Origin of the sequence: Arthrobacter sp. SLBN-100, from assembly GCF_006715305.1 — a bacterium.
In the GTDB taxonomy this organism is placed as follows: domain Bacteria; phylum Actinomycetota; class Actinomycetes; order Actinomycetales; family Micrococcaceae; genus Arthrobacter.
Genome location: NZ_VFMY01000001.1, coordinates 3,681,089 through 3,703,229, shown reverse-complemented (window position 1 = coordinate 3,703,229; position 22,141 = coordinate 3,681,089). Strand labels below are relative to the sequence as shown.

Sequence of the window (22,141 nt, the reverse complement as noted above, 5' to 3'; positions counted from 1 at the left end):
GCACCCTTGGGGAATGCAGCTGTGGCAAGGGTCACAGCATCCCGTCATTCCGTTCAGAGAGGAGCGCCATGGCGACGCAAGCGGCAGGAACCCAGCGCCCTGCCACCATCCACGACATCGCCGCCGTATGCGGTGTTGCCGCATCCACTGTTTCACGCGCGCTGTCAACGCCGGACCGGGTCAACATCCGTACCCGGGAGCGCATCCAGGCGGCTGCCGCAGAGCTGAACTACCTGCCGAATTCCCAGGCAAAGGCATTGAGCTCCGGACGCACGGGAGCAGTAGGAGTACTTGTTCCCGACATCACCAACCCGTTCTATTTCGACCTGATCCGGGGAACCCAGCTCCAGCTCAAGGCGGCGGGTTATACCCAGCTGCTGGTGGACACCGAGGAATCAGACGAGGTGGAAGCCAGCACGCTGGAACAGTTGCGAAAGACAGCCGACGGCGTCATCGTCGCAGCCTCCCGGCTCACCGATGATGCGCTCATGGAGGCTGCCGGCAAGGCGCCCCTGGTGACCATTAATCGTGACGTTGCAGGTGTTCCTGCCGTCATCATTGATACCCCCTCCGCCACCAGCCAGGCGCTTGACCACCTGATTTCGCTGGGACACACCCGGGTTGCCTACATCGCCGGGCCGCTGACGTCCCAATCCAGCGAACGCCGCTGGGCTGCCCTGTCCGAGGCAGCCCAGGACCGTGGCGTGGAAGTGCGCAGCCTGGGCCCGTTTGCTCCCAAGACCCAATCGGGTGCAGCTGCCGCCGATGCCGCAGTGCACAGCGGGGTCACTGCGTGCATCGCCTTCAATGACCTGATTGCGATCGGCATGCTCCAGCGGCTGCGGGAACGCGGGATCCGGGTACCGGAGGAGATGAGCATCGTGGGGTGCGACGACATCTTTGGCGCGGACTTCTGCAATCCCCCGCTGACCACCATGGCGTCACCGATAGAACAGGCGGGCAGGGTGGCCGTTTCCATGCTGCTGGCCAAGCTCAACCCGCTGGCCGGAGGCGGCATCCGCAGCCGTTCGGTGATGCCCACGCACCTGACAGTGCGAGGTTCCACCGCCGCGGCGCCGCACTCCTGACCGCGGTTCCTGGAGGTGGACTTGCAGGGTGACGTAGCGCTTGTTCATAGGCACGGAGAAAGAAAGCCCCGGCGCACGCGCCGGGGCTTCCCTTGCCTGGTTCCGCTAGAGCCGGTCCGTCTGGTCCTCGCCCTTGTGGCCCGTTCCGCGCAGGTTCTCCTGGACCTTGCCGAACAGATCCTTGATGGTGGATTCGGCGTTGGTGAGGACATCCACCGGCAGGTGGACCTCGTGCGTGAGCGGCAGGTCGTATTCATCCTTCAGGTGGGTGCCGTTCCCCACTCCGTCCAGGGACAGGTAGACCATGGCCTCCGTCCGTGCGATTCCAGCGATCTTGCCAAAGACAACGGTGAACTCGTTCGGCCGGAAGCTGATGGTCTGGCCAATGTGGCTACGGCCAAGATCACCGGCGGTAACGGTCTTTTCCTGCTGGCTGCGGGTGTATTCCATAACTACTCCTCAAGGTCGCCGACATCTACGCCAGCAGTCTAGCGGCGCCCCCTTGGGACGGTACATAGTGCAAGACTGGGTCAACGCCAGCAGCAACACCTCCAGGAGCCTGCCATGACAACCCAACAATTCCCTTCCGCCAGCTCCAACAGGCTCACGAGCCTCCTGGGCATTGAGGCGCCAGTGGTCCTCGGGCCGTTCGGAGGTTTCTCCTCTATACAGCTCACCGCAGCAGTGAGTGAAGGCGGCGGGCTGGGTTCCTTCGGCCTCTACGGATACGACGGCACCGCCATCCGAAAGACGGCAGCCGAACTCCAGGCGGCGACAGCAAAGCCCTTCGCCCTGAACCTTTGGGTGCCCACCGGCAATGAAACCACCGCCCTCGCGCCGGAAGAGTTCGAAAGACACACCGCCGCCCTGAAACCGTACTTCGAGGAACTGGGCATACCCCTGCCGGACATGCCTGCCCGGTACCTGGCGGACTACGGCGAGCAGGTGGAGGCGACACTGGAAGCGGGTCCCGCCGTCGTCAGCTTTGTTTTCGGCGTGCCTGCGCCCGACGTTGTGGAGGAAGCCCACCGCCGCGGCATCAAGGTAGTGGGCACCGCCACCACCGTTGCCGAAGCGGTGGCGCTGGAGGCAGGCGGGGTTGATGCCGTGGTGGCCAGCGGCATGGAGTCCGGTGGCCACCGGGTGTCCTTCCTGAAGCCCGCGGAGGAGTCGCTGGTGGGTACGTTCGCCCTGGTTCCCCAGGTTGCCGACGCCGTATCCATCCCGGTCATCGCGGCCGGCGGCATCGCGGAGCGCCGTGGCTTCGCGGCAGCCATGGCACTGGGGGCTGATGCCGTTCAGGTGGGAACGGCATTCCTGGCCACCCGTGAATCCGCCGCCGTACCCGCTTACCGTGAGGTGTTGCGCAGCCCCGCCGCTGCCCACACTGTATTGACCCGCACCCTGAGCGGCCGGCTGGCCCGCGGCATTCCCAACCGCATCATCAGGGATCTTGAAGAAGCCGGCACGGTGGCCCCGTTCCCGGTGCAGAACTGGCTGACGGGCCGCTTCCGGCCACAGGCTGCCGCCCAGGGGAACACGGACCTGATGTCCCTGTGGGCCGGGCAGTCGGCTCCGCTGCTCCGGTTCGACACCGCAGCCGAGGTCCTTGCCGAGCTGCTGGCAGGAGCCGGCCGGACACCGGATCACCGGTAGAATCTGGAGCGATATTCAACCGGTGCCGCCTGCGCGCCCGGTTCCGGCGGGGAGGGAGGAACCGTGCGAACGCAACGTCCGCGCCCGCCCTTCCACCTCTTCCGCGCCTCCGCCGTGGCTACCGTCATCCTGACGCTCGCCTCCGGTGCCCACCTTGCCGGCGGCGGGGAACTGCCCGCTCCCGTTATCCTGTTGGCGGTCCTGGCACTGACCGCGCTCGGCAGTACCACCGCCACGCGCCTGCGGCTGGACTTTCCGGCCCTGGCCACCCTGCTGGGCGGCGGGCAACTGGCACTGCACGAGCTGTTTACGGTCTTCGGTTCCCCCGGCGCGGCAGCTCCAATACGTGCCACACTTCATACCGGACACCTGGCCGGCGCTGACGTGCTGGCACCGGCGGTGGGCCACGTCCACGCCGCGGAAAGCACCTCCGGGCCCCTGATGCTGGCAACGCACGCCCTGGCAACGCTGGCTTGCGCCCTCCTGCTGGCCAAAGGCGAAGCAGCCCTGTGGGCACTTGCCGCCTGGCTGCGGCCGCTGGCGGCCCTCCCCCGCGCGGTGGCGCCCGACGCCGTCCCGCCGGCTTTGGCCTCCTTTCCCGCCGCTGCTGCACGGCGGCGTCCCTGGCGGAACCTCCGGCAGGACAGCCGGCGCGGCCCGCCGTCCGCCGTCGTACCTTCGCGCTAGAACCGCCCCGCACCTCCGGCGGCGGCATCCGATACTTTTGCGCGCCTGTTCCGATGTCCCGGCGCGCGCCGGAAAGGCAACCCGTGAACACCTCAACACTTCGCCGTACCCTGCAAACAACCGCCGCCACCGGGGCCGCTGCAGCCCTGCTGCTCGCCGTTGCCGCCGGGGCCTCGGCGCACGTCGGCGTGACGCCGGACAAGACCGATGCCGGTTCATATGCCCTGCTCACCTTCTCGATTCCGCACGGCTGCGACACCTCAGCCACCACCAAGGTGGCTATCAGGCTGCCGGAGGAACTCAACGATGCCCAGCCCACGGTCAATCCCAACTGGAGCGTGGAGAAGGTCGCCGAACAGCTCGCCGAGCCGAAGAAACTGGCTGACGGCACGTCCATCACCAAGCGGACCAGCCAGATCGTCTACACCGCCAAGGCGCCCCTGGCCCACGAACTCCGCGATGCCCTGGTGCTCTCCGTAAAGCTCCCGGACGCGGTGGGCAGCACGCTGTACTTCCCCACCCTCCAGAGCTGTGAAACCGGGCAGACGGACTGGTCCGAGATCGCCGTGGACGGCCAGGACCCGCACTCCCTGAAGGCCCCGGCGCCCTCGGTCACCGTCACCGAGGCAGGCGGCACCGGACACGGGGATACTGCTGCAGCCTCGGATTCACACTCCAGCGCCTCCCCGTCCATCGAACAGGCCTCGGTGACGGACAGCGGGGCGGACGCCCGGAGCTGGGCAGGCCTGGCAGCCGGCACCACCGGCCTGGTGCTCGGCGTCGCGGCGTACCTGCGCAGCGGCACCCGCCGGAAACCTTCCGCGGACCCGGCAGCCAAGTAGGGCACTGGCCTTGATGCCCGGATCATCACGATCCGGGCATCAAATTGGCGCGCCGCCTCGCCGCATCATTGACGCAGCCCACCACTGCCGCGAAGGTGGTGCCATGAGGTCTCAGCGAATTTCACACGGGTTTGCCATCACGACGGCGGCAGCGGCAGCCGCGCTGCTGCTCAGCGGGTGCGGCCCAAGCCAGCCGCAATCCTCGACGACGCCGGGCAGCAGTTCTGCCAGCCCCGGCGAAACGTCCGAGTCGCCCACCCAGTCCGCAACGTCGTCGGAGTCGCCGTCGGCAACGGCCCCGGCCAGCGCTCCTGCGGCAGAACCGGCGCTCTGCACGGCGGCCGGCCTCTCCGCGGCCACGGATGCGACCGGCGGCGGGGCCGCAGGCAGCGTCTACATGAAGCTCAACCTCACCAACACCGGTTCCGAACCATGTGTTCTTCGTGGCTTCGCCGGTGTTTCCCTGGCCGCGGATGCTGCCGGTGCTCCCATCGGCGCGCCGGCCATCCGTGACGAAGCCACCGCACCCACCGACGTCATGCTGGCACCAGGGCAGACCGGCTCGGCCGTCCTGCGCTACACGAATGCCGGAAACTATCCCGACTGCGCCATGGTGGACGCCGCCGGCTACCGGATCTACCCCCCGGAGGACACGGCGTCGCTGTTCCTGCCCCAACCCACCAAGGCGTGCAGCAACGCGGAGATTATGCTGCTGACCATCAGGGCCTTCCAGCCGGCATAAGGTTCCGGAAAAGGTTCGTCAGCACAGACAACTGCAGGCGGTCCGGCAAGATGCCGGGCCGCCTGCAGCTTGATTTCGCCCTTTGGGCGGATCGGTGAATAGGCGAACTGGTGCGCCGTCCTACTAGTGAGCCGTGGTGGTACGGCCGGCACGCGCGGTGCCGCGGGACAGTGCCACGCCCAGGCCGACCATGGCCACGCCCAGGACAAAGTGCAGCCAGTTGTCCGCAGTGTTGACCGGGACGAAGTTCGCCGGCGTGTCAAGGCCGATCAGCAGGCCGTACAGCCAGAGGACCAGGTAGATGGCGCCACCCACGATCAGGTAGTTCTTCGACTGTGCGGCGTTCCGGGCCAAGGCGATGCCGGCCGCGCCAAACAGCAGGTGGACGATGTTGTGAAGTATTGATACCTGGAAGATGCCCAGGAGCAAGGCCTCAGATTCGTGGCCGGCGAATCCCAGGGTTTCATAGTTGCCGGTGATGCCCGGGATGAACCCCAGGACGCCCACCAGGAGGAACACTACGCCTACCGCGAGGGCTGCTTTTTGGATGTTTGTCCGACCTACGGTGCGACCGTCCGAACTCATGCTTGTCATGATTACTCCTGCTGTTGTCGTTCCGTTCACATCATGGCTGCCGGGTTGCGCCTGACCATAGACTTAACCACCGACATGCTAAGTATACTTAGCAAATACGCCACGCATAGATCAGGGCTGATAACAGACCCATCACAAACCGGCCCCTCAGGGCCCGGACCAAAGGCAGGCTGAACTGGGATGACGTCGATTTGGTTGGACAGCCGGGAAGCATTTACTTCTGATCCGTTCGAGCCCGGGAGCAGTTACGACACTGTGGTGGCCGGGGCCGGGCTCACCGGCTTGGTGACCGCGCTCCTGCTGGCCCGTTCCGGGCAGAACGTCCTGGTGCTGGAGGCGCGCTTCCCCGGTGCGGTGACTACCGGGAACACCACCGCCAAAGTGACGCTGCTGCAGGGCACTTTCCTGTCCCAGCTGTCCAGGCAGTACTCGCAGAAACAGGTGCAGGCATACGTGGACGGCAACCGTGAAGGCCAGGCCTGGCTCCTGCGGTACCTCGACGAGCACAACGTGCCCTATCAGACGCGGGATGCCTACACCTATGCGGCTTCTGCGCAGGGGACGGAGAAGCTGCGCGAGGAAGTCAGCGCCGCTTCCACCGCCGGGCTGGACGTGGAGTACGTGCGCGACGCCGGCCTGCCATTCCCCGTGCACGGCGCCGTACGCCTCGCGGACCAGGCGCAGATCCATCCTGTCGATGTGCTGGACACGCTCGTGGCCGACATCCGAAGCCGCGGGGGGTCCGTGGTAGGCGGGGTCCGGTTGCAGGATGTCACAGGCGGCAGCCCTGCCACGGTCCACACGGACCGCGGCACCGTCACCGCGAACGAAGTGGTGCTGGCCACCGGTATCCCCGTGCTCGACCGCGGGTTGTACTTCGCCAAGCTGAAGCCCAGCCGGTCCTACGCGGCAGCACTGCAGCTGCGGGAGGACCAGGCCCCGCCCGCGGGAATGTACATCTCGGTGGAACAGCCCACGCACTCCCTGCGGGACTACGAGATAGACGGCCGCCGGCTGCTGCTGGTGGGCGGGCACGGCCACCACGTGGGCCGGGCAAGGTCCGAGAAACACCACCTGGGGAGCCTGCTGGACTGGGCCGCCCAGCAGTACCCGGGCTCGCAGGTGACCCACACCTGGTCAGCGCAGGATTACATGGCCGTCAACCTCATGCCCTTCTTTGGCAAGCTGCCACGGGGCAAGGGCCACGTCTACTTCGGCACGGGCTACAACAAGTGGGGCATGACCAATGCCGTCGCCGCTTCTTTGGGAATTGCTGCGGACATCCTCGGCGGGCATGTGCCGTGGGCGGACACCATCCACCACCGCGTCACTTCCCCGTCCGGAGCCTTCTCGGCAGTTTCCCTCAACGCCGGCGTGGCGGCCAAGCTGGCTTCCGGCTGGGGGCAGCTTGCCGCCGAAGGCCTGATAACCGAAGGTGGGAAGGTCCTGAAAAAGGACAAGGACCAGTTGCCGGCACCGCCCGCCCCTGTGGTCCCGGAGGACGGCCAAGGGCAGGTGTACCGTGAGGGCACCCGCCCGGTTGCCGTCTCCACCGTGGACGGAACCACCTGCAAGCTGTCCGCGGTCTGCACGCATCTGGGCGGCATTGTGCACTGGAACGACAGCGAACAGACCTGGGACTGCCCGCTCCACGGCTCCCGCTTCACCAATGAGGGAAAGCTCCTCGAGGGGCCGGCCACCAAGAACCTTCCCGCCGCAGGGAAGGCTTGAGCAGCCGCACGTCAGGGCCGGCCCGGATCGGCTGTCGGTGGGTTAGGGCATGATGGAGGCATGCAGCAGGAACAGGGCTCCAGGCCGGGCGGAACCTCAGCCTCCACGCCCATGGGGCAGTTCAGCAGGCCCACCCGCGAATGGTTCCTCGGCGCCTTTCCAGAGCCAACTCCTGCCCAGGACGGTGCATGGCAGGCCATCTCCTCCGCCTCGCACGCACTGGTGGTCGCGCCCACCGGCTCGGGCAAAACCCTGGCCGCGTTCCTCTGGGCTTTGGACCGGCTGCTGGTATCCGGCTCCGCGGCGCCGGAGGGCCTCGTCCCTGACGTTACCGGGCCGGAGGCACCCGCAAAAGGAAGGCGTCCCCGGGCCCCCAAACGCAAGACCCGCGTCCTGTACATCTCCCCCCTGAAAGCACTGGGCGTGGACGTGGAACGGAACCTTCGCTCGCCGCTCATCGGCATCACGCAGACCGCCAAGCGGCTCGGGCTCCCCGCCCCGCTGATCACTGTTGGCGTCCGGTCCGGGGACACCACGGCAGCCGATCGCCGCGCCTTGCTGAGCAGCCCGCCGGACATTCTTATCACCACGCCGGAATCGCTGTTCCTGATGCTCACCTCAAGGGCCCGCGAAACCCTCACCGAGGTGGACACCATCATTATCGATGAGGTCCACGCGGTGGCCGGGACCAAGCGCGGAGCCCACCTCGCCGTCTCACTGGAACGGCTGGATGCGCTGCTGCCCAAACCGGCACAGCGGATTGGACTCTCCGCCACCGTTGAGCCCAAGGAACTGGTAGCCCAATTCCTGGCAGGGACCGCGCCGGTGGAAATCGTTGCCCCTCCGGCGAAGAAGAACTGGGACCTTACCGTCTCAGTCCCCGTTGAAGACATGTCAGACCTCCAGGGCGCCGCCGGTGCCTTCGATTCCGGTCCGGCGTCCGGGCTGCAGCCCCAGGCCTCCATCTGGCCGCACGTGGAGGAGAAGATCGTCGACCTGGTGCTGGCCAACCAGTCCACCATCGTTTTTGCCAACTCCCGCCGCCTGTCCGAACGGCTCACCGCCCGGCTCAATGAGATCTACGCCGAACGGCAACTGGTGGCTGCCGGCGGTGGGTGGGACGATCCCGGGCCGCAGCAACGGGCACCCGGCATTCCCGCCTCCACCGCCACTCCAGCACACATGATGGCGCAGGCGGGAAGCACGGCCGGAGCGGATCCGGTGCTGGCACGGGCCCACCACGGCTCCGTCTCCAAGGACCAGCGGGCCCTGATTGAAGACGACCTCAAATCCGGCCGGCTGAGGTGCGTTGTGGCCACTTCGTCACTGGAACTCGGCATCGACATGGGTGCCGTGGACCTGGTGGTGCAGGTGGAATCGCCGCCGTCGGTGGCCAGCGGCCTGCAGCGGGTGGGCCGTGCCGGCCACCAGGTGGGCGAGGTTTCCCAGGGTGTCCTCTTTCCGAAGCACCGGGCAGACCTGGTACACACGGCCATCACCGTGGAACGTATGTTGACGGGAAAAATCGAGCGCCTCAGCATTCCAGCCAATCCCCTGGACATCCTCGCCCAGCAGACGGTGGCCGCCACGGCTTTGGGCAGCATAGATGTTGAGGAATGGTTCACCACCGTCCGCCGTTCCGCCCCGTTTGCGTCCCTCCCCCGGTCCGCTTTCGAGGCCACGCTTGACCTGCTCGCCGGCCGCTATCCGTCTGATGAGTTTGCCGAGCTGCGCCCCAGGATCATCTGGGACCGCAACGCCGGCACCATCGAAGGCAGGCCGGGAGCCCAGCGCCTGGCCGTCACTTCCGGCGGCACCATCCCGGACCGCGGGCTTTTCGGCGTTTACATTATCGGCACCGAGGTGGAGGGCACGTCCTCCCCTTCAACGGACGGCAAGCCGGCGCCTGCGCCCAAGGGCGGCCGCCGGGTGGGCGAGCTGGACGAGGAGATGGTGTACGAATCCCGTGTCGGCGACATCTTCGCCCTCGGTGCCACGAGCTGGAAAATCGAGGACATTACGCATGACCGCGTACTGGTTTCGCCCGCGTTCGGCCAGCCTGGAAAGCTGCCCTTCTGGAAGGGCGACTCCCTCGGCCGCCCGGTGGACCTGGGCCGGGCACTGGGCGCGTTCGTCCGCGAACTGTCAGCGTCCGACGTCGGGCCCGCCACCGAGCGCTGCAAGGCCAGCGGCCTGGACGACTTCGCGGCCAACAACCTCATCAGTTACCTGAGCGAACAGAAACAGGCCACCGAAGTGGTCCCCAACGACACCACGCTGGTGGTGGAACGGTTCCACGACGAACTGGGCGACTGGCGGGTGATCCTGCACAGCCCCTTCGGCATGCCCGTCCACGCGCCATGGGCGCTGGCTGTGGGCCAGCGGCTGCACCAGCGGTACGGCATGGACGGCTCCGCCATGGCCGCCGACGACGGGATCGTGCTGCGGGTGCCCATGATGGAGGACGAGCCTCCCGGTGCCGAGCTGTTCCTGTTTGATCCGGAGGAACTGGAGCAGATTGTCACCGCAGAAGTGGGCGGCAGTGCGCTTTTCGCCTCGCGCTTCCGTGAATGCGCGGCGCGGGCCCTGCTGCTGCCGCGGCAGACCCCCGGCAAGCGCCAACCGCTGTGGCAGCAGCGGCAGCGGTCCGCCCAGCTGCTGGATGTGGCCAGGAAGTACCCCACCTTCCCCATAGTGCTGGAAACGGTGCGGGAATGCCTGCAGGACGTCTACGACCTGCCCGCACTGAAGGACATCGCAGCGTCCGTGGAACGGCGCGAGCTGAGGATCGTGCAGACCACCACATCGCAGCCGTCTCCCTTCGCCAAGTCACTCCTGTTCGGATATGTTGCCCAGTTCCTCTACGAGGGTGATTCACCGCTCGCGGAGCGGCGGGCTGCGGCCCTGGCCCTGGATTCCACGCTCCTTAACGAACTGCTGGGCCGCGTCGAGCTGCGGGAGCTGTTGGACGCGAAAGTCATCGAGGCCACCGAGCGGGAGTTGCAGCGCCTGGTGCCGGACCGCCGGGCGCGCGGGGTTGAAGGCGTCGCGGACCTGCTGCGCCTCCTGGGCCCACTGGCGCCGACGGAAGCAGCTGCCCGGTTGGAACCGGTGGTTGAGCCTGTCGAAACCGGGCCAGCCGATACCCCGGTGGTTGAGCCTGCCGAAACCGGGCCAGCCAAAACCCCGGTGGTTGAGCCTGCCGAAACCAAGCCCGCCAAAACCCCCGTGGTTGAGCCTGTCGAAACCGAGGCCGAACCCTTCCAAGCCGATTCCGCCCATGCCAGCACGAAATCAGCCACCGCCCACTTGCTTGCCCTGCAGCGCGCCAACCGCGCCATCAAGGTCAACATCGCTGGCGTGGAACGGTTCGCCGCGGTTGAGGACGCCGCCCGGCTCCGGGATGCCATCGGAGTGCCCCTGCCCATGGGGGTTCCGCTCGCGTTCATCGAACCCGTGGCGGATCCTTTGGGCGATCTTGTCTCCCGTTACGCACGGACCCACGGACCCTTTACGGCAGGCGAAGCAGCAGCCCGGCTGGGCCTGGGTGTGGCGGTGGTAAGCACTGCCCTGAAACGTTTGGCCGCGGACGGCCGGGTGGTGGAAGGCGAGTTCCGGCCCCATTCCGGCGAATCAATGGCTCCCGAAATACCAGCACTGGATGCACCAGCACCTGAAGCACAGCAGCCCGTTGCACCAACTCCTGATACCCGGAGCGGTGATACCCACAGCGCTGATACACAGATCGCTGAAACACAGGGCGCCGATCCACAACACGCCGAAGCACAGCATCACAGCAGCGTTAGTGAGTGGTGTGATGCCGAGGTGCTCCGCAAGCTGCGGCGGCGGTCCCTGGCGGCCTTGCGCGCCGAGGTGGAACCGGTGGACGGCTCCGCCTACGGCCGGTTCCTGCCGGCGTGGCAGCACGTGCGAACCCCCGGCGGTGGTCGCGGGCAGCCGGCGCTCCGTGGACTGGACGGCATCGTCACCGCCATCGACCAGCTCTCCGGAGTTCCCGTTCCCGCCTCGGCCTGGGAGCCCCTGGTCCTGGCCAGCCGGGTGTCCAACTACCAGCCCGCCATGCTCGACGAGCTTATGGCCGCGGGCGAGGTTCTCTGGTCCGGAGCGGGCGCCTTACCCGGAAACGACGGATGGGTCAGCCTGCACCTGGCCGACTCGGCGGAGCTGACCCTGAACCCGGCTATCGACTACGAACCCGGGAACGCCCAGCTGCGGCTCCTGGAGCACCTGCGCAACAATGGCGGCGGCTACTTCTTCCGGCAGCTGACGGACGTGGCCGGGGGCATGGACTCGGTCCTCAGCGACCAGGAGGTTGTTACTGCCCTGTGGGACCTGGCGTGGGCAGGGCGCGTCACCGGTGACACCTTCGCACCGGTGCGGGCGCTGATCGCCGGCGGACATACCGCACACCGGCAGGTTGCCCGCGCCCCGCGCGCGCGGGCACCTCGGATGAGCCGGCTGGGCCGTTCCCATGGGACGGGACTGATGGGTTCTGCCGGCCTCGGCAGCGGCCGCTATGGCACGTCGTCAGCTGCAGTGGCCACGCCGCCTATGGTGGCAGGCCGCTGGTCCGCGCTTCCGCAGCCTGAGCTGGACCCGACTATCCACGCCCGCGCCACCGCAGAACTCCTGCTGGACCGCTACGGCGTGGTCACCCGTGGTTCGGTTATGGCGGAACAGATCCTGGGCGGATTCGGCCTGATGTACAAAGTCCTTGCCCGGCTGGAGGAAGCCGGCCGGTGCCGCCGCGGCTACTTCATCGAACACCTGGGCGCGGCCCAGTTCGCCGTCCCGGCAACAGTAGACCGTTTGCGTTCGTATTCGGAGGATAGCCAGCTCGCCAAGCCTGAACCTGTTGCCCTCGCCCTGGCTGCCACCGATCCTGCCAACCCCTATGGTGCCGCCCTCCCCTGGCCCGCCCTGCACGACGAAGCCGGAACAGGGCACCGTCCCGGGCGCAAGGCGGGCGCCCTCGTGGTGCTGGTGGATGGTGCGCTGGTCCTCTACGTGGAACGGGGCGGCAAAACCCTGCTGGCCTTCAGCGACGACGACGCCGTCCTGGCCGCAGCGGGTTCCGCGCTGGTAGGCGTGGTGACCCGCGGCGCCGTGGACAAGCTGGTCATGGAGAAAGTGAACGGGCACGAGATCCTGGATACGCCGATTGCTGCCGCCCTTAGCGCGGCCGGCGCCTACTCCACCCCCAAGGGGCTGAGGGTCCGTGCCTGAGGGCGACTCCGTCTGGCGCGCAGCCAGCCAACTGCACCAAGCCCTGGCGGGGCAGAAGCTGATTGCCTCGGACTTCCGCGTACCCCGCTTCGCCACCCTGAATTTGGCCGGTTGGACCGTGGCCGAAGTGGTCCCCCGCGGCAAGCACCTGCTGATGCGGATGGTGGGACCCGGGGACAAAAAGCTGACCATCCACTCGCACCTGAAAATGGAGGGGACCTGGCAGGTCTATCCGCCTGGCGGCAGGTGGCGGAAACCGGGACACACCGCCCGGTGCGTGCTGCGCACTCCGGTGGCGGACGCCGTCGGCTTTTCCCTGGGGATTGTGGAAGTGGTGGCCACGGCCGACGAAGAGTCCATCGTGGGATTTCTTGGCCCGGACCTGCTGGGCCCGGACTGGGATCTGGACGAGGCAGAGCGGCGGGTCCGGGCTTCCCCCGGCGTCCCCATCGGCGTGGCACTCCTGGACCAGCGCAACCTCGCCGGGATCGGCAACATTTACCGCTGCGAGACCTGTTTCCTGTCACGAGTGCATCCGGCATCCCCCGTCTCCGCGGTCGAGGATGTCCGCACCATGATGACTAACGCAAAGCAGCTGCTCGAAGTCAACCTCGGTCCCGGCCGCCGCGTCACCATCCTCAACCCCGAAGGGATGCCGGTGGGCAGAATGGCGGGGCGGCCAGGCTACTGGGTTTACCGCAGGGAGCACCAGCCCTGCCTCAAGTGCGGAACCCCGATACAGCGCGGCACCCTCGGTAAGCCCAACGGCGAGGAAGAACGGGACATCTACTTCTGCCCGCGCTGCCAGCCGCTTCTGACATAGGAGTATTAGCCACGGACAGCATTGCGGGCATCCCGGTGACCATGATGATCAACTTTTGCCGGCAAGGCCGCGGGCACCATAAACACCGGGAGCAGCAACTGGACCAGCGGGCCGATGGCGAGGGCGTAAACAACGGTGCCCACCCCCACTGAGCCGCCCAGGGACCAGCCGATGCCCAGGACAACAACCTCAATCAAGGTCCGGGAGAACCTCACCGACCAGCCGGTCCGCCGGGCCAGCCCGGTCATCAGCCCATCGCGGGCGCCGGGACCAAACCGTGCGCCGATGTAGCACGCGGAGGCGATTCCGTTGAGCAGGACGCCACCTGCCAGCATGCCGATCTGGCCGCCCAGGTGGGAGAAGGCCGGGATCAGGGCAAGGCCGATGTCCGCGAAGACGCCCACCAGCACAGCGTTGCACAGTGTGCCGAAGCCGGGCCGCTGTCGCAGTGGAATCCACAGCAGCAGCACCAGGAAGCTGACGATAATGACCACCAGGCCGATGCTGAGCCCGGTCCTGCCGGCCACGCCCTGGTGGAAGACATCCCACGGGTCCAGGCCGAGTCCGGCGCGGATGAACATCGCGAGGGAAATCCCGTACATGGCGAGGCCGATAAAGAGCTGGAGGAGTCTGCGGGGCAACATGCTCCTCAGTCTGCCGAACAACTGGCCTTGAAATATATAGCCAGTTTGAAATACTGGCCTGATGGCTTCCCTTAGTGCCCCGGCTCTTGCCCGCCTCCTGGGCAAGTGGAACCTTGGCGCCTCGCCCGCCTACCGGGAGCTGGCCGACGTCGTACGCCTGCTCGTGCTGGACGGCAGGGTGGCGCTGGACACCGCGTTGCCCAGCGAGCGTGCCCTCGCCGAAGCCCTGGCCATCAGCCGCACCACGGTCACGGCGGCCTACGGTTTGCTCCGCGACCAGGGCTTCCTCAGCAGCGGTCAGGGCAGCAGGAGCCGGACCAGGATTCCGCGCACGACGGCGGAAGGCACCACAGCACTTGGCCGCCCCCTGCCCAATGGTTCCGGCCTGGGCAGTCCGGGACGTGCGGTTGCAGGACTGGCGCCGGGACTGGCCGCACCAGGCCTGGCAGCACCGGCGGGATTAATCGACCTCGCGTATTCGTCACTGCCGGCCAGCGGCGAACTGGTGCACCGGGCGTTTGCCGCGGCCCTGACCGAGCTTCCGGCCCTGCTCCCGGGCTTCGGGTACGACGCAATGGGCCTGCTCCCCCTGCGTGAAGCGGTGGCAGCACGGTACACAGCAGCCGGTGTACCTACTACTGCGGACCAGATCCTGGTGACCTCCGGAGCGCAGCACGCCCTGAATATCGTCCTTCGCGCCCTCACAAGCCGGCATGACCGGGTGCTGGTGGAACACCCCAGCTACCCGAATGCCCTGGACGCTATCCGTACAGCCGGTTGCCGTGCTGTACCGGTGGCCTTCGCAGCCCCGGCAGGCGCCCTCAAACCTGGCCGCGCTATGGTCGCCTGGGACATGCATGGATTGCAGTCCGTACTGGCGCAGCAGCGGCCCACGCTGGCGTATCTGGTGCCGGACTTCCACAACCCCACGGGCCAGCTCATGCCCGACCCTGAGCGCCAGGAACTTGTCAGTGCCGCTGCAGCGGCCGGGACCACTTTGGTGGTGGACGAGACGCTGCGGGAGCTGAACCTCGACGGCGTCGGCACCACTCCCGTGGCAGCCTTCAGTCCAGCGGTAGTCACCATCGGCTCACTCAGCAAGTCCCATTGGGGCGGTCTGCGCACTGGGTGGATCCGCGCCTCGCAGGACCTGATCCAGCGGTTTGCGGCCGCACGGACCTCCCTGGATCTGGGTGGGCCGGTAATGGAACAACTGGCCGCCGCCCACCTGGTCCGTGCCATGGACGAACCCCTGCCGGCACGGCTCGCCGCACTCCGGGACAACCGGAAAGCCCTGCTGGAACTTCTCGCCGGACACCTGCCCGAGTGGGAAACGCTCTACCCATCCGGCGGCTTGTCCGCATGGTGCAGGCTTCCGGCTCCCATCAGCACCGCCCTGACAGTGATCGCCCCCGATTTTGGGATCAGGCTGGCTGCAGGACCGCGGTTCGGGATTGGCGGCGCCTTCGAACGCTACCTCCGGTTACCGTTTACGCTGCCGCCGGAAAAACTGGAAACAGCCGTCCTGGCCCTGCGGTCAGCCCAGGACCGCCTGAATGCAGCCCCTCAGCTCCGGCGGAGCCTCAAGAATGCGCCTGCCGTGGCTATTGCTTGATGGGTGAAGACTGCCTGCCGGACCGGCCCATCCGCTGCTTGGCGGCGTTGCTCCCGGCTCCCACCGGAACATGGGCAGTGGCCTTGGCCAGCCCAAAGAGCGGCATCCCGTTGTAAATGACTTCAATTCCGGCAGCAGGCACCTGGTAGGTCTCATGCCACACGCCCACGTCTCCGCTGCCGGCAGTCTCCTTCATAAACTGCCGCCAGGGCTCCAGGTGAGGGGACTCCCGGTCCGCGGCGAATTTCCGCAGGTGTTCCGGGCTTTCCCAGTAGCTGAGCAGCATGGTGGTCCGGCCGAACCACTGCTCGTACCCCAGCATTCCCGACGCCGGATCCCCCGCCAGGTGTTGGAGCATCCGCGGCATGGCGCTTGCCACCTTGCCGACCGTTCCCAGCTTCCACCACCGGTTGGCCCGCATGCCGATCAGGAAGACCGTCACCGATTCCCGGCCGGGATCGGCGGTGTACCGGCCCGGAAATACGCTTTGCACCATGGGAAGCTCCTTGGGTTCAGGCAACTGGATTTGATAACAACGTTACGAAACAAGGTTATGAAACAATGGGGCCCATGGCAAGACCTGTGATCCATAACGATTCTCTCCGGCAGCAACTGTTGGCGGTCACCGCCGAGCTGGTGAACCGGGACGGGCCGGCCAAAGTGACGCTGCGGGATGTTGCGTCGGCTGCGGGGACGTCCACCACCGCCGTCTACTCACTCTTTGGCGGAAAGTCCCAGCTCCTCACCGCCGTGGTGGACGACGGGTTCCGGTCCTTCCGGGACTCACAGGTGGCTGCGGCCCCGGATGGGCTGCAGGGTCTTGGAATGGCCTACCGGACCTGGGCACTGGAGCACCGCGCGCTGTACCGGCTGATGTTCGGCGGAGCCCTGGCCGCGTACGTGGATTGCCAGCCGAGTCCGGAAATTTCCGCCGGGGCCATGGAGCCGCTGATAGACGCGGTGGCTTCGGCCCAGGCGGCGGGCGCCCTGCGGGCTGAACCGGTGGAAATAATGGCCCTCGCAATTTGGGGCCAGGTGCATGGCCTGGTGAGCCTGGAACTGGCGGAAGTGGGCCCGCCGGACGCCGACTGGGCCGCCGCCTACACCTCGGCCCTGGACGCCGTGGCCCGCGGCTGGGCTGCCTAAACCCCGCTTTCCGACGCGCTTATTCGCCTGCAACACGCAAAATACCTGACGCGGCTGATATACCCATCGCGCCAGGTATTTTGCGGGTCGATCTCTATCTTGCGCGTCGCCGGCCCGCTGAAATCGTGGACCGTCCTTCCCACCGGCGCACCAAACGTGATGCGGCCGAAGAACTGGTACAACGCATCGGAGGTACGGATCCCCAGGAACTGCCCGGTCCTGCAGCAGGGCCACGTAGAATTGTCCGGTGATGCAATCCCCCCTTCCCGTGCGCGACGGCGTGAACGCCACCCGTCTGCGCCTTCCCGGCGAGGGGCCGTGGGATACCGCAATGGACTACATGATGCACCGCTGGGGCCACATCGATCCGCAGGGCATCGAGGACAGGTTCGACGCCGGCGAAATTGTTGGCGAGGGCGGCGTTCCTTTGGACCGGGCTACTGCCCTGACGGACCACACCTTTATCTGGTACTACCGGACCCTGCCGCCGGAGACCCGCATCCCCGTGGAGCTGGGCATCCTGCACCAGGACGAGCACCTGCTGGTGGTGGACAAGCCTCACTTCCTGCCCACTACCCCCGGCGGAACCTACATCCAGGAATCCGCCCTGGTGCGTCTGCGGAACCAGCTGGACCTGCCTGACCTGATTCCCATGCACCGGCTGGACCGCATGACGGCAGGGGTGCTGCTGTTCTCCACCAACCCGGCAACGCGCGGCAAGTACCAGGTGCTTTTTGAGAAGCGCAAGGTCCAGAAGGAATACGAGTGCGTGTCCGCAGCCGCGCCCGCGGAAGGGTATCCCGCCGTCGAATTTCCCGTGGTGGTGCGCAACCGGATGACCAAGTCGCGCAGCTACCTGCTCGCGGAAGTCATCGACGGCGAACCTAACGCGGAGACGCGGATTGAGCAGCTGGCAACGCTCGACGGCGGCGCGGCGCCAGGTGCCTCACGCCGCACCGCCGCTGCGGGGCCGGGCAGTACGGCGCCGGGCACCTCAGTGCGACGCGCGCTGTACCGGCTCGAACCGCACACCGGCAAGACCCACCAACTGCGGGTGCACATGGCCTCGCTCGGGCTGGGCATCATCAACGACGCCTTCTACCCGGACCTGCTGGACAAAGCTCCGGACGACTACAGCAAACCCCTGCAGCTTCTCGCCCGCGGCATCCGGTTTGTGGACCCCATCTCCGGAAAACCGGTGGAGTACCGCAGCCGGCTGCAGCTCAGCGGGGCCGCCGGCTCCTGACCCCCGGTTCCAGCACCGCGAATGTGCGGTACCTTGTGGCAATGGACTTCGGCAGCGCTGACAGCTGGGGGACGGCCATCTATTTCTGGATCATCCCCGTCGTGCTGGGCGATGCCATCTTCCCGCCCATCCCGTCCGAGATGGTGGTGATTACCGGCGGGGCGCTGTCCTCTGACGGCCGCGCCAACGTGTTCCTGGTGGCCGCGCTGGCGGCGCTTGCCTCCTGGCTCGGCGACATGGTGGTGTTCCAGCTGTTCCGGCGGCGGCTGAGCCACGTCCTTGACCGCTGGGGGTGGGGCCGGCGCGTCCACTCAGGGATCCACGATGCCCTCGCCAAGGCGGGGCGCTCCTCCACGTACGGCGCCATCATCGGGGCCAGGTTCATCCCCGGAGGACGGCTGGCCACCTCGGCTGCCGCGGGCATCGCCAGCGTTTCGGTCCGCGGCTTCAGCCTGTGTGCCGGGCTCGGGGCACTCCTCTGGGCGTGCTGGCTGGTGGGCCTGGGCTACTTCACCGGCTCGGCCACCGGTCTGCCATTCTGGGCCAGCTCGCTGATCGGGGTGGCGCTCGGGCTGGTGATCGGCGTCGTCGTCGGCATTATCGTCACGCGGCGCCGCGGCAACCGGTCACCCGTGGAGGAACCCGACCCTCCCCTGGCGTAGCGGACCTAGACGGGCGTCCAGCGGCCGCGGCTGCGCCGCAGCACCATCAGGGAGCCGGTCAGTGCAACGCGTTCGACGGCGTCGCGCATCATGGCTGCCGATTCCAGGGCCTGCCGGTTCTCGCCGCTGTATTCAGTTGCGTCGACAAGGAAGCGCAGGTTCAGCTGCGGCACGCCGCCCGCTATCTGCAACTGGTTCGCCTCCACGTGGTGCCGTGTTCCCAAAGCCTCAACCGCCGCTTCCATCACGGCTTCGGGCGGGTTGCCGGGGCGCAGCCCGGTGATCTTGAGGCGGGTCTGGAACGATGGCATGCCTTCAACCCTACCCAGACGCTCTCTCACTTAATGCGGGGAAAGCCCCAACGCTCTGTCATGAGTGAGAGAGCGTTGGGGGAAGACCCGCGTTAGGTGAGAGAGCGTTAGGGGTTAGCCGGTGTTGCGGAGGCCTGCCGCCACGCCATTCACGGTGATCAGCATGGCCCGCTGGAGGCGTTCGTCGATTTCACCACCGCTGATGGTGTCGGCCTTGTTCGCAGCTTCCGCACGCACGCGGCGGAGGAGTTCCACCTGCAGGTAGCTGATCGGGTCCAGGTACTGGTCGCGGATTTCGAGGGAGCGTTTCAGCGTGGGCTGGGCGTCCAGGAGCAGCCGCTCGCCCGTCAGGTTCTGGACCTCTGCGACGGTCAGCTCGTATTCCTCCCGGATGGCCCGGAAGATGCGGTGCAGCTCTTCAGGGACCAGGGTGGACACGTAATAGCCGGCGATGTCCATATCGGTCTTGGCGAGCGTCATTTCCACGTTGGAGAGCACGGAGCGGAAGAAATGCCAGTTCTCCCACATCTCCACCAGCTGCGCGGAGTTGCCGGCCTCGCGGGCAGCTTTGAGTCCTGAGCCGACGCCGAACCAGCCGGGCACGATCTGGCGGGACTGGGTCCAGCCGAACACCCAGGGGATGGCACGCAGGCCGCCGAGCCCTGCCCCTGAATCCGGGCGCTTTGACGGGCGGGAGCCGATGTTCAGGGAGCCCAGCTGCTCCACGGGGGTGGAGGACAGGAAGTAGGCCGGCAGGTCCGGATCGTCGATCAGCTTCCGGTACCGGTCAAAAGCGGCGTCCGAGATGGTTTCCATCACGTGCCCGTACCGTTCGCGCTGGTCTGCGGAGGTCCGGGGATCCCGGTGCAGGGCGGATCCCTGGAGCACCGCAGCGAGCGACAGTTCAAGGTTTTCGCGGGCCAGTTCGGGCAGCGAATACTTGTCCGAGATGACTTCGCCCTGCTCGGTGAATTTGATTTCGCCTTCCAGGACGCCGTTGGGCTGGGCAAGGATGGCGTCGTAGGTGGGTCCGCCGCCACGGCCCACGGATCCGCCGCGGCCGTGGAACAGCCGAACGCGGACGCCGTGCTTGGCAGCGATGTCGCGCAGCTTGCGCTGGGTCTTGTGGATTTCCCACTGGCTGGTCATCACGCCGGATTCCTTGTTGGAGTCCGAGTATCCCAGCATGATCTCCTGGACATCCCCGCGCAGCCGCACCAGTTCGCGGTAGGACGGATCGGACAGCAGCTGGTCCACGATCTCGGCGGAGGCACGAAGTTCCTCGACTGTTTCCAGCAGCGGCGCGAACCCGATTTTGGCGTAGGGCTTTTCGCCGAAGAGGTTCACCAGGCCGGCTTCGCGGGCCAGGACGGCGGCGGCGAGCACGTCGTCCGCGCCGCGGGTCATGGAGATGATGTAGGTCTCGATGACGTCCGGCCCGTAGGCGCGCAGGGCGCGGCGGATCTCCCGGAAGACGTCGTACGTGCCGTCAGCGGCGCCGTCGAGCTTGATCGGGTGCCCGGACAGCGGACGGCGCGAGGCGAGTTCGGAGCCGAGAACCTCGAAGCGTTCCTTGCGGCTCAGTTCGGCGTAGCGGAGCCCCGGGCCGCCGATGCGGTCCATCAGCTGCCCCACGGCGTCGTGGTGGTGGTCGGCGTGTTCGCGGATGTCCAGCGTGGCCAGGTGCAGGCCGAAGGAGGCGATGGCGCGGCGGACCCGGGCCAGGGCACCGTCCGCAGCCAGCGACCCCGAGTGGTTCCGGAGCGAGAGTTCCAGCAGTTCCAGGTCTGCCAGGAGTTCATCGGTGCCGCTGTAGTCCCGGCCGTGCTCGTGGTTTGAGTTAGCCGCCACCCGCTTGCCGGTGTTGATGAGCTTGGCCTTGATGCAGGTGAGCTTCAGCCGGTAGGGCTCCTGCGCGTTAAGCTCCAGTACCCGCCGGTCCAGGCCGGGCAGCTTCTTCAAGTCCGCGTCAATGGATTCCAGCAGCTCCTTGTCCGCCCCGGCGAGCGACGTGGAGTTCGAGAGAATGGAGATCAGCTCATCGATCATGCCGATGCTGATCCGGACGGCGTGCTGGTTCTGGATCTGCAGGATTTCCCGGGTCACCGCCGCGGTGACGTTGGGGTTGCCGTCACGGTCGCCGCCGATCCAGGAACCAAACCGGATGGGGGCTTCCTTCGATGCGAGGGTGACGCCGTGCTCGCCCAGCAGTTCGGAGAATTCAGCCAGCATCTCGGGCATCGCGTCCGTGAGGATGCCGCCCAGGTAGTAGATGGCATTGCGGGCCTCGTCCACCGGGGTGGGCCGGACCTGGCGAAGCTCATCTGTCTGCCACATCTGGTCGATGATTTCAGCCAGCTGGCGGTCCTGGCGACGGCGGGCCGTAGTGCCTTCGGCCGTGGGCTGGGCCAGCACGTCTGACAGCTTGCGGATCTTGTCCAGGACGGAGCGGCGGGAGGCTTCAGTGGGGTGGGCTGTGAAAATGGGCCTGACATCCAGCCCGTTGACTACTTCCTGAAGGACGCCGGGCCCTGCCTGGGCGGCAATCTCGTTGACGGTTTTGGCCAGCCAGCCATCCTTCTCCGCGCGGGTCCGCAGGCCCCGCACCCGGTGGACCTGCTCGGCCGCGTTGGCAAGGTGGAAGTAGAAAGCGAAGGCACGCACCAGGTCCGTGGCCTGCTCGATGGGCAGGGAGCCGAGGAGTTCGCGGACCTGGGCGACGACGTCGTGCGCGCTCCATGGGCCGGTAGCATCGGCGCCGCCGCGGGCGGCTTCCTTGGATTCCTTGGTCAGGAGGCGGACCTGCTCCACGAGGTCCAGGAGCTCAGGTCCGTGCTGGCGGACCAGGGATTCGCCCAGGAGGGTGGAGACACGGCGGACGTCTGCCCTCAGTTCGGAGGCAAGGTCTGTTTCGGGATGTGCGGCAGTGTGAGCCATGGAAGCAATCTTTCGAGGGTTTCGGACTTGGCTCGTACACTGCGCTGGATACTGTGAGCCACGTTACTAGCTAAAGATGCTACCCGCACCGCGGCGCCACCGGGGAATCCGTCTCAGATAATGTCAGCTCCGGGCAACAGGTGCTTCCGGAATGAATGCCGGGTCGGCGC

Annotated in this window: 18 protein-coding genes; 12 read left to right on the top strand and 6 right to left on the bottom strand. The window is 66.8% G+C overall.

Translation table 11 applies throughout. The annotated features are described in order from the left end of the window. The first annotated feature begins 68 nt into the window (after window positions 1-68). Window positions 69-1,088 (top strand): LacI family DNA-binding transcriptional regulator, encoded by a 1,020-nt coding sequence (locus FBY31_RS17130; RefSeq protein ID WP_142043519.1) that lies wholly within the window; start codon window positions 69-71, stop codon window positions 1,086-1,088. A 105-nt stretch (window positions 1,089-1,193) separates the two neighbouring features. On the opposite strand, the gene FBY31_RS17125 is transcribed toward FBY31_RS17130, so the two are convergent. Next, on the bottom strand, window positions 1,194-1,538 hold the full coding sequence (locus tag FBY31_RS17125) for a hypothetical protein (protein ID WP_142043518.1): 345 nt from the start codon (window positions 1,536-1,538) through the stop codon (window positions 1,194-1,196). 114 nt (window positions 1,539-1,652) lie between these two features. Here FBY31_RS17125 and FBY31_RS17120 point away from each other — a divergent pair, with 114 nt between their 5' ends. The 4 genes from FBY31_RS17120 (at window position 1,653) to FBY31_RS17105 (ending at window position 5,015) form a co-directional block, all read left to right on the top strand. Further along, entirely contained in the window at window positions 1,653-2,744 is a 1,092-nt protein-coding gene (locus FBY31_RS17120) for an NAD(P)H-dependent flavin oxidoreductase (RefSeq protein ID WP_142043517.1), read from the top strand. Window positions 2,745-2,807: 63 nt separating this feature from the next. Next, window positions 2,808-3,431 (top strand): hypothetical protein, encoded by a 624-nt coding sequence (locus FBY31_RS17115; RefSeq protein ID WP_142043516.1) that lies wholly within the window; start codon window positions 2,808-2,810, stop codon window positions 3,429-3,431. Window positions 3,432-3,514: 83 nt separating this feature from the next. Next, a complete protein-coding gene (locus tag FBY31_RS17110) occupies window positions 3,515-4,273 on the top strand; it encodes a YcnI family copper-binding membrane protein (RefSeq protein WP_235013098.1) in 759 nt (252 codons plus the stop codon). A 103-nt stretch (window positions 4,274-4,376) separates the two neighbouring features. After that, a complete protein-coding gene (locus FBY31_RS17105) occupies window positions 4,377-5,015 on the top strand; it encodes a DUF4232 domain-containing protein (RefSeq protein ID WP_142043514.1) in 639 nt (212 codons plus the stop codon). A gap of 123 nt (window positions 5,016-5,138) precedes the next feature. On the opposite strand, the gene FBY31_RS17100 is transcribed toward FBY31_RS17105, so the two are convergent. Next, complete coding sequence (locus tag FBY31_RS17100; protein ID WP_200833388.1) at window positions 5,139-5,609, bottom strand: DUF4383 domain-containing protein; 471 nt, start codon at window positions 5,607-5,609, stop codon at window positions 5,139-5,141. A gap of 180 nt (window positions 5,610-5,789) precedes the next feature. Here FBY31_RS17100 and FBY31_RS17095 point away from each other — a divergent pair, with 180 nt between their 5' ends. The 3 genes from FBY31_RS17095 to FBY31_RS17085 are packed head-to-tail and all read left to right on the top strand — an operon-like array spanning window position 5,790 to window position 13,410. Then, on the top strand, window positions 5,790-7,340 hold the full coding sequence (locus FBY31_RS17095) for an FAD-dependent oxidoreductase (RefSeq protein ID WP_142043513.1): 1,551 nt from the start codon (window positions 5,790-5,792) through the stop codon (window positions 7,338-7,340). Between the two features lie 60 nt (window positions 7,341-7,400). Beyond that, entirely contained in the window at window positions 7,401-12,587 is a 5,187-nt protein-coding gene (locus FBY31_RS17090) for an Lhr family ATP-dependent helicase (protein ID WP_142043512.1), read from the top strand. Then, entirely contained in the window at window positions 12,580-13,410 is an 831-nt protein-coding gene (locus tag FBY31_RS17085; RefSeq protein ID WP_142043511.1) for an Fpg/Nei family DNA glycosylase, read from the top strand. Before FBY31_RS17090 ends, FBY31_RS17085 begins: the two co-directional genes overlap by 8 nt. A gap of 5 nt (window positions 13,411-13,415) precedes the next feature. Here the strand turns inward: FBY31_RS17085 and yczE are convergent, their stop codons facing one another. Then, on the bottom strand, window positions 13,416-14,054 hold the full coding sequence (gene yczE / locus FBY31_RS17080; protein WP_142043510.1) for a membrane protein YczE: 639 nt from the start codon (window positions 14,052-14,054) through the stop codon (window positions 13,416-13,418). A 61-nt stretch (window positions 14,055-14,115) separates the two neighbouring features. Here yczE and yczR point away from each other — a divergent pair, with 61 nt between their 5' ends. Next, window positions 14,116-15,669, top strand: coding sequence for a MocR-like transcription factor YczR (gene yczR / locus FBY31_RS17075; protein WP_442858186.1), 1,554 nt, complete (start codon window positions 14,116-14,118; stop codon window positions 15,667-15,669). On the opposite strand, the gene FBY31_RS17070 is transcribed toward yczR, so the two are convergent. Next, entirely contained in the window at window positions 15,659-16,165 is a 507-nt protein-coding gene (locus FBY31_RS17070; protein WP_142043508.1) for a DUF4188 domain-containing protein, read from the bottom strand. The two genes, yczR and FBY31_RS17070, sit on opposite strands and share 11 nt — an antisense overlap. A 74-nt stretch (window positions 16,166-16,239) precedes the next feature. Here FBY31_RS17070 and FBY31_RS17065 point away from each other — a divergent pair, with 74 nt between their 5' ends. The 3 genes from FBY31_RS17065 (at window position 16,240) to FBY31_RS17050 (ending at window position 18,723) form a co-directional block, all read left to right on the top strand. Next, window positions 16,240-16,815, top strand: coding sequence for a TetR/AcrR family transcriptional regulator (locus FBY31_RS17065; RefSeq protein ID WP_235013097.1), 576 nt, complete (start codon window positions 16,240-16,242; stop codon window positions 16,813-16,815). 250 nt (window positions 16,816-17,065) lie between these two features. Next, window positions 17,066-18,061 (top strand): RluA family pseudouridine synthase, encoded by a 996-nt coding sequence (locus FBY31_RS17055; protein ID WP_142045489.1) that lies wholly within the window; start codon window positions 17,066-17,068, stop codon window positions 18,059-18,061. Between the two features lie 41 nt (window positions 18,062-18,102). After that, window positions 18,103-18,723 carry a DedA family protein gene (locus FBY31_RS17050; protein ID WP_142043507.1) on the top strand — a complete coding sequence of 207 codons (621 nt, stop codon included), beginning with the start codon at window positions 18,103-18,105 and terminating at the stop codon, window positions 18,721-18,723. Between the two features lie 5 nt (window positions 18,724-18,728). On the opposite strand, the gene FBY31_RS17045 is transcribed toward FBY31_RS17050, so the two are convergent. Next, window positions 18,729-19,034, bottom strand: coding sequence for a hypothetical protein (locus tag FBY31_RS17045; RefSeq protein ID WP_142043506.1), 306 nt, complete (start codon window positions 19,032-19,034; stop codon window positions 18,729-18,731). Window positions 19,035-19,148: 114 nt separating this feature from the next. After that, complete coding sequence (gene ppc, locus FBY31_RS17040; protein ID WP_142043505.1) at window positions 19,149-21,971, bottom strand: phosphoenolpyruvate carboxylase; 2,823 nt, start codon at window positions 21,969-21,971, stop codon at window positions 19,149-19,151. Between the last annotated feature and the right edge of the window lie 170 nt (window positions 21,972-22,141).

Excerpts from the sequence above, each read along its gene's own strand:
- FBY31_RS17130 (WP_142043519.1), top strand. The coding sequence starts at position 69 with ATGGCGACGCAAGCGGCAGGAACCCAGCGCCCTGCCACCATCCACGAC.
- FBY31_RS17065 (WP_235013097.1), top strand. The coding sequence starts at position 16,240 with ATGGCAAGACCTGTGATCCATAACGATTCTCTCCGGCAGCAACTGTTG.
- FBY31_RS17090 (WP_142043512.1), top strand. The coding sequence starts at position 7,401 with ATGCAGCAGGAACAGGGCTCCAGGCCGGGCGGAACCTCAGCCTCCACG.
- FBY31_RS17095 (WP_142043513.1), top strand. The coding sequence starts at position 5,790 with ATGACGTCGATTTGGTTGGACAGCCGGGAAGCATTTACTTCTGATCCG.
- FBY31_RS17100 (WP_200833388.1), bottom strand. The coding sequence starts at position 5,609 with ATGACAAGCATGAGTTCGGACGGTCGCACCGTAGGTCGGACAAACATC.
- FBY31_RS17105 (WP_142043514.1), top strand. The coding sequence starts at position 4,377 with ATGAGGTCTCAGCGAATTTCACACGGGTTTGCCATCACGACGGCGGCA.
- FBY31_RS17125 (WP_142043518.1), bottom strand. The coding sequence starts at position 1,538 with ATGGAATACACCCGCAGCCAGCAGGAAAAGACCGTTACCGCCGGTGAT.
- FBY31_RS17050 (WP_142043507.1), top strand. The coding sequence starts at position 18,103 with ATGGACTTCGGCAGCGCTGACAGCTGGGGGACGGCCATCTATTTCTGG.
- ppc (WP_142043505.1), bottom strand. The coding sequence starts at position 21,971 with ATGGCTCACACTGCCGCACATCCCGAAACAGACCTTGCCTCCGAACTG.
- FBY31_RS17120 (WP_142043517.1), top strand. The coding sequence starts at position 1,653 with ATGACAACCCAACAATTCCCTTCCGCCAGCTCCAACAGGCTCACGAGC.
- yczE (WP_142043510.1), bottom strand. The coding sequence starts at position 14,054 with ATGTTGCCCCGCAGACTCCTCCAGCTCTTTATCGGCCTCGCCATGTAC.
- yczR (WP_442858186.1), top strand. The coding sequence starts at position 14,116 with ATGGCTTCCCTTAGTGCCCCGGCTCTTGCCCGCCTCCTGGGCAAGTGG.
- FBY31_RS17055 (WP_142045489.1), top strand. The coding sequence starts at position 17,066 with ATGCAATCCCCCCTTCCCGTGCGCGACGGCGTGAACGCCACCCGTCTG.
- FBY31_RS17045 (WP_142043506.1), bottom strand. The coding sequence starts at position 19,034 with ATGCCATCGTTCCAGACCCGCCTCAAGATCACCGGGCTGCGCCCCGGC.
- FBY31_RS17070 (WP_142043508.1), bottom strand. The coding sequence starts at position 16,165 with ATGGTGCAAAGCGTATTTCCGGGCCGGTACACCGCCGATCCCGGCCGG.